The sequence below is a fragment of the Rhodococcus sp. KRD162 genome (assembly GCF_017168335.1).
Taxonomy (GTDB): Bacteria; Actinomycetota; Actinomycetes; order Mycobacteriales; family Mycobacteriaceae; genus Rhodococcoides.
Genome location: NZ_JABFAU010000109.1, coordinates 1 through 3,842 on the forward strand (window position 1 = coordinate 1; position 3,842 = coordinate 3,842).

6 protein-coding genes are annotated in these 3,842 nt (G+C 62.8%); 3 read left to right on the top strand and 3 right to left on the bottom strand.

What is annotated here, in order from left to right; genetic code table 11:
• Window positions 1-270 precede the first annotated feature (270 nt).
• Window positions 271-627, top strand: coding sequence for a hypothetical protein (locus J1M87_RS28385; RefSeq protein WP_206492962.1), 357 nt, complete (start codon window positions 271-273; stop codon window positions 625-627).
• Between the two features lie 4 nt (window positions 628-631).
• Here the strand turns inward: J1M87_RS28385 and J1M87_RS28390 are convergent, their stop codons facing one another.
• Window positions 632-829 carry a PLD nuclease N-terminal domain-containing protein gene (locus J1M87_RS28390; protein WP_206492963.1) on the bottom strand — a complete coding sequence of 66 codons (198 nt, stop codon included), beginning with the start codon at window positions 827-829 and terminating at the stop codon, window positions 632-634.
• Window positions 830-988: 159 nt separating this feature from the next.
• On the opposite strand from J1M87_RS28390, the gene J1M87_RS28395 reads away from it, so the two are divergent.
• Window positions 989-1,228 carry a PLDc N-terminal domain-containing protein gene (locus J1M87_RS28395; RefSeq protein WP_206492964.1) on the top strand — a complete coding sequence of 80 codons (240 nt, stop codon included), beginning with the start codon at window positions 989-991 and terminating at the stop codon, window positions 1,226-1,228.
• Here J1M87_RS28395 and J1M87_RS28400 read toward each other — a convergent pair.
• Both J1M87_RS28400 and J1M87_RS28405 read right to left on the bottom strand, forming a co-directional pair.
• A complete protein-coding gene (locus J1M87_RS28400; protein WP_206492965.1) occupies window positions 1,210-1,662 on the bottom strand; it encodes a GNAT family N-acetyltransferase in 453 nt (150 codons plus the stop codon). The two genes, J1M87_RS28395 and J1M87_RS28400, sit on opposite strands and share 19 nt — an antisense overlap.
• On the bottom strand, window positions 1,649-2,623 hold the full coding sequence (locus J1M87_RS28405) for an aldo/keto reductase (protein WP_206492966.1): 975 nt from the start codon (window positions 2,621-2,623) through the stop codon (window positions 1,649-1,651). Before J1M87_RS28405 ends, J1M87_RS28400 begins: the two co-directional genes overlap by 14 nt.
• A 64-nt stretch (window positions 2,624-2,687) precedes the next feature.
• Between J1M87_RS28405 and J1M87_RS28410 the strand changes: the two genes are divergently transcribed.
• The gene (locus J1M87_RS28410; RefSeq protein ID WP_206492967.1) at window positions 2,688-3,599 is read left to right on the top strand and encodes an aminotransferase class IV; all 912 of its coding nucleotides are present in this window, start codon (window positions 2,688-2,690) and stop codon (window positions 3,597-3,599) included.
• The last annotated feature ends 243 nt before the right edge of the window (window positions 3,600-3,842 follow it).

Genomic DNA, 3,842 nt, shown 5'->3' on the forward strand with positions numbered 1-3,842 from the left:
GGCACCCACCCACCGACATCGACCCCCAACGTCGCGGGCTGATCAACCACGCACACCACCCAGAAGAAGTACTGCACCCACCCGACCACCACAACCACCACAACAACAACACCGGGGACGCCGGCGACGAAGAACCACGACAACCCGCGTAACGACCCATACCAACATCAGGGCACAGCCCTGCCTGTCGTCGGTACATGGCAGCCGCCGCACCGGTCGTGCGCGAAAAATAGTAGGGATCTCGAGTCGGTACCTGCGTACAGTGGGCCGATGATGGTTCTCGGGACCGGGACAGCAGCGTTGTCGCCGCCTGTGCACTTCGTGTGGAAAGCGCTGATGCACCCCGATCTACACCCGTTGAACAGAGGGTTCGCCTGGCCGGTGATGTTCGAGGATGCGACGCTACCCCGGATCGTCGAGAGCAGTGAGTTCGACCGCGTCGTCTGGAGCTCGCCGTGGCCGACGATTCCGGATCTCCTGCTGCAGTTCGATTTACGCCCGGACACCCGGCTTCGCTGGACGCTGCTGGCCCACACGCCCGCGCCCGGTCAGCAGACCGTCGAGTGGCTTCGCGATCAAGTCAGCCATCTGGTGAACATCGACCTGCGAAATGCGACTGGATACTGAACTGTCATCGGTTGCCGCCGCTCGGCCCGTGGGGATAGCGCTTGCCGACGGCGAACCAGAGGATCGGTCCGACAATAGGCAGAATCAATGCAACGACCACCCATGCCAGCTTCGCCACGAATCCCAGGAAAGGGTCACGGACGATCGACACGAAAGACATGACGAACAGGGCAAGCGCGACCGCAACGCCAGCAGAAGTCATGTCCCACACGGTAGGTTAGACCTCAGGCAACGAGCGGTCAGCTTCACAACCGACTCGAGCGTGACTTGTTAAGCGTCTCGGCAATGTCGAGATGCACAGGCCATCTCATCACCGGATCATCGTTCAAGGTAGGTCTTCGACGCGAAGGGGGGGTTGGCGATGGACGACAGCAATCCAACTGTGCCGCTTGCATTCGATCTCGCTTGGCTCGCTGTGATCGTGCTATGGCTGGGGTTGGTGGCTATCGCATGGGTGTCGATTCTTCGTAGCAATCAAGCTCGTCGTGGATCAGCATTCTGGTGGTGCCTGCTCGTGTTGCTCTTACCGATCTCCGGTGCGCTGATCTGGTTCGTCGCTCGCCCCCGTAACTCCGGAACCAATCAGCGGACGAGTTCGTAGCGCGCCAGCCACAGTCCCGTCAGTACTTCCTGATCCTCGGTGTGCACGAAGCCGAAAGACTCGTACAGTCGGCGGGCCGGTGCGTTGTCCCGTCCGGTGGCCACCTGCACACGTTGTCCCGCAATCGAATCCAGCATGCCAGTAACCAATGTGCGTCCGATGCCCTGTCGGTGAGCGGGGGGAGCCACCACCAGACGGTCGATCTCGGAATCGGACCACGCTGCAGCACCGAGAATGGCGTCATCCGCCCTCGCGACGATCCAGAGGACCTGTGCAGCGCACAGATCGTCCACCGACTCGTGCAGCAACGGAATTCGGTCGTCGCCGATCAGTCTCGCTTCGACTGCGTACGCACTCTTCTGGATCGCGAGAATTTGATCGGCGAGTGCCCGGTCGGCGGCCGGATGCACGCTGACGACCTCAATAGCGGCCACCCGCAGGCTCTGGCAGGGCGTCCAATGCCCTTAGGTGATCCGGGCTCAGGGTCAGCGAGGCTGCTCCCGCGTTCTCGTCCAGTCGTGAGGTGCGTCGGGTGCCGGGGATCGGGACCACATGCTCGCCCTGCGCCAGGACCCAGGCCAGGGCCACCTGCGCGGGCGTCGCGTCGAGTTCGTTGGCGACGCCGGCGATAGCGTCGACGATCACGAGGTTGGCATCGAGGTTGTCCTGGCTGAAACGCGGCAGGCGAGAGCGGAAATCGTCTGCAGCGGGCGCGGTTGCGCGGAAGTTGCCGGTCAGGAAGCCGCGGCCCAACGGCGAGAACGGCACGAATGCCGCACCGTTGTCCTGCGTCCACTTCAGCGATGTGGCGAGGTGATCACGCGTCCACAGGGACAACTCCGACTGCACCGCCGAAATCGGATGCACCTGCTGGGCGCGATCGAGTTGCTCGACGGTGAACTCCGAAACACCGAGTGCAACTACCTTTCCGGCCTGCACCGCCTCGGCCATCGCGCCGATGCTGTCTTCGACGGGGACCTCGGGATCGGGACGGTGCAGGTAGTACAGATCGAGGTGGTCCACGCCCAGCCGACGCAGTGAGTCGTCGATCGCGGACCGAAGATGTTCGGGCTTGCCGTTCGGGCCCGAAATGACCGGCTCGCCCGCATCGCCGACATGGGAAACGAGTCCGCCCTTGCTCGCGAGAACTACCTCGTCACGGCGACTGCCGATGGCTGCACCGACGACCTCCTCGTTGGTGAAGGGGCCGTACACATCGGCGGTGTCTATGAAATTCACGCCCAGGTCGAGGGCGTGGCCGATGACGCGATCGGGGCTCTCCGTCTGCTCGTCGGCCTTGTAGGCCCAGGTCATGCCCATACAACCGAGGCCGATGGCACCCACTTCAGGGCCGTCGTTCCACAGGATGCGTGTCGGTATCGTGCGTGCGCTCATGGACCCGACGATAGAGAAGGAAATGCGTTGTCGCTCGGACACGCCGCGCGACTAGCATCGCCGCATGGCACTTCCACACTCGAAGGTGTATTTCGGAGATCGTTTGGTCGATGCGCAGGACGCGACGCTCGGAGTGGCCACCTCGGCCGTTCTGTACGGGCTCAGTGTCTACACGGTGTTCCCTGTGCGCGTCGACGGCGAACGCCGCACAGCGTTCCGGTTGCTCGATCACTACCAGCGGCTCGTCGAATCCTGCAAGATCATCGGTATCGACACGTTCGCATCACAGTGGACGTTCGAGCGGTTCGTGCAGGCGACCCACGACGTCGTTGCCGCCAATGCCCCGAAAACCGAGGTGTACGTTCGAGCCACCGTCCATGTCGACGAGTCGATCCCGGGAACGCGGGTACGTGGCCTGCACACCACGGTGTCGATCTTCCTGTACGACGCGAATCCTATTGTGCCACAGGACGGGATGCGGCTGAAGACGAGTGTGTGGCGGCGAATTCCCGACAATGCGATTCCATCTCGCGCCAAGGTGAACGGTGCGTACGTCAATTCCGTTCTGGCCAAACAAGATGCGATAGACAGCGGATTCGACGACTGCATCTTTCTCGACATCAACGGCCACGTCTGTGAATTCAGTGCGGCAAACATCTTCCTGGCGAGAAACGGAGTGCTCGTCACCCCGGATGTCACCAGTGACATCCTCGACGGCATCAACCGTCGGACTATTCTGACGCTGGCGCGCGAGGAGGGGCTCACGGTCGCCGAACGTACCGTCGACCTCACCGAGCTGTACATCGCCGACGAGGTGTTCGTGTGCGGAACCTCGGCCGGAGTGGCTCCTGTGTACGAAATCGACGGCCGTGCAATAGGAACCAAGGAAACCGGACCGGTGACGCTGACCTTACGCAAGCGCCACCAAGCGGCGCTCACCAGTGACGAGGTGCACGGATGGGTGAGCGAGCTGTAAGAGCTACTCGGGGCAGGTCGATTCGAGTCCGGTGATGAGCGCTGCGCTGGCGTACTCGTACAGGGGATCGGTGGCCGGGTCGGCTGCAGTCGAGGTCCACGTCAGCGCGACTTGACGCTGCCCGTCCGGGCTCGCGAACGCGAGTGTGCTGTAACCGAAGCCGTTGCCACGCTGCCCGAAGACGAGCTCGCCGGAGCCGGGATTTCAGGCATCCCCGCCCAACAGCAGCCCCAGCCCGTAGCC

Coding starts and splice junctions, on each gene's coding strand:
- J1M87_RS28390 (WP_206492963.1), bottom strand. CDS start 829: ATGACTTCTGCTGGCGTTGCGGTCGCGCTTGCCCTGTTCGTCATGTCT.
- J1M87_RS28405 (WP_206492966.1), bottom strand. CDS start 2,623: ATGAGCGCACGCACGATACCGACACGCATCCTGTGGAACGACGGCCCT.
- J1M87_RS28395 (WP_206492964.1), top strand. CDS start 989: ATGGACGACAGCAATCCAACTGTGCCGCTTGCATTCGATCTCGCTTGG.
- J1M87_RS28385 (WP_206492962.1), top strand. CDS start 271: ATGATGGTTCTCGGGACCGGGACAGCAGCGTTGTCGCCGCCTGTGCAC.
- J1M87_RS28410 (WP_206492967.1), top strand. CDS start 2,688: ATGGCACTTCCACACTCGAAGGTGTATTTCGGAGATCGTTTGGTCGAT.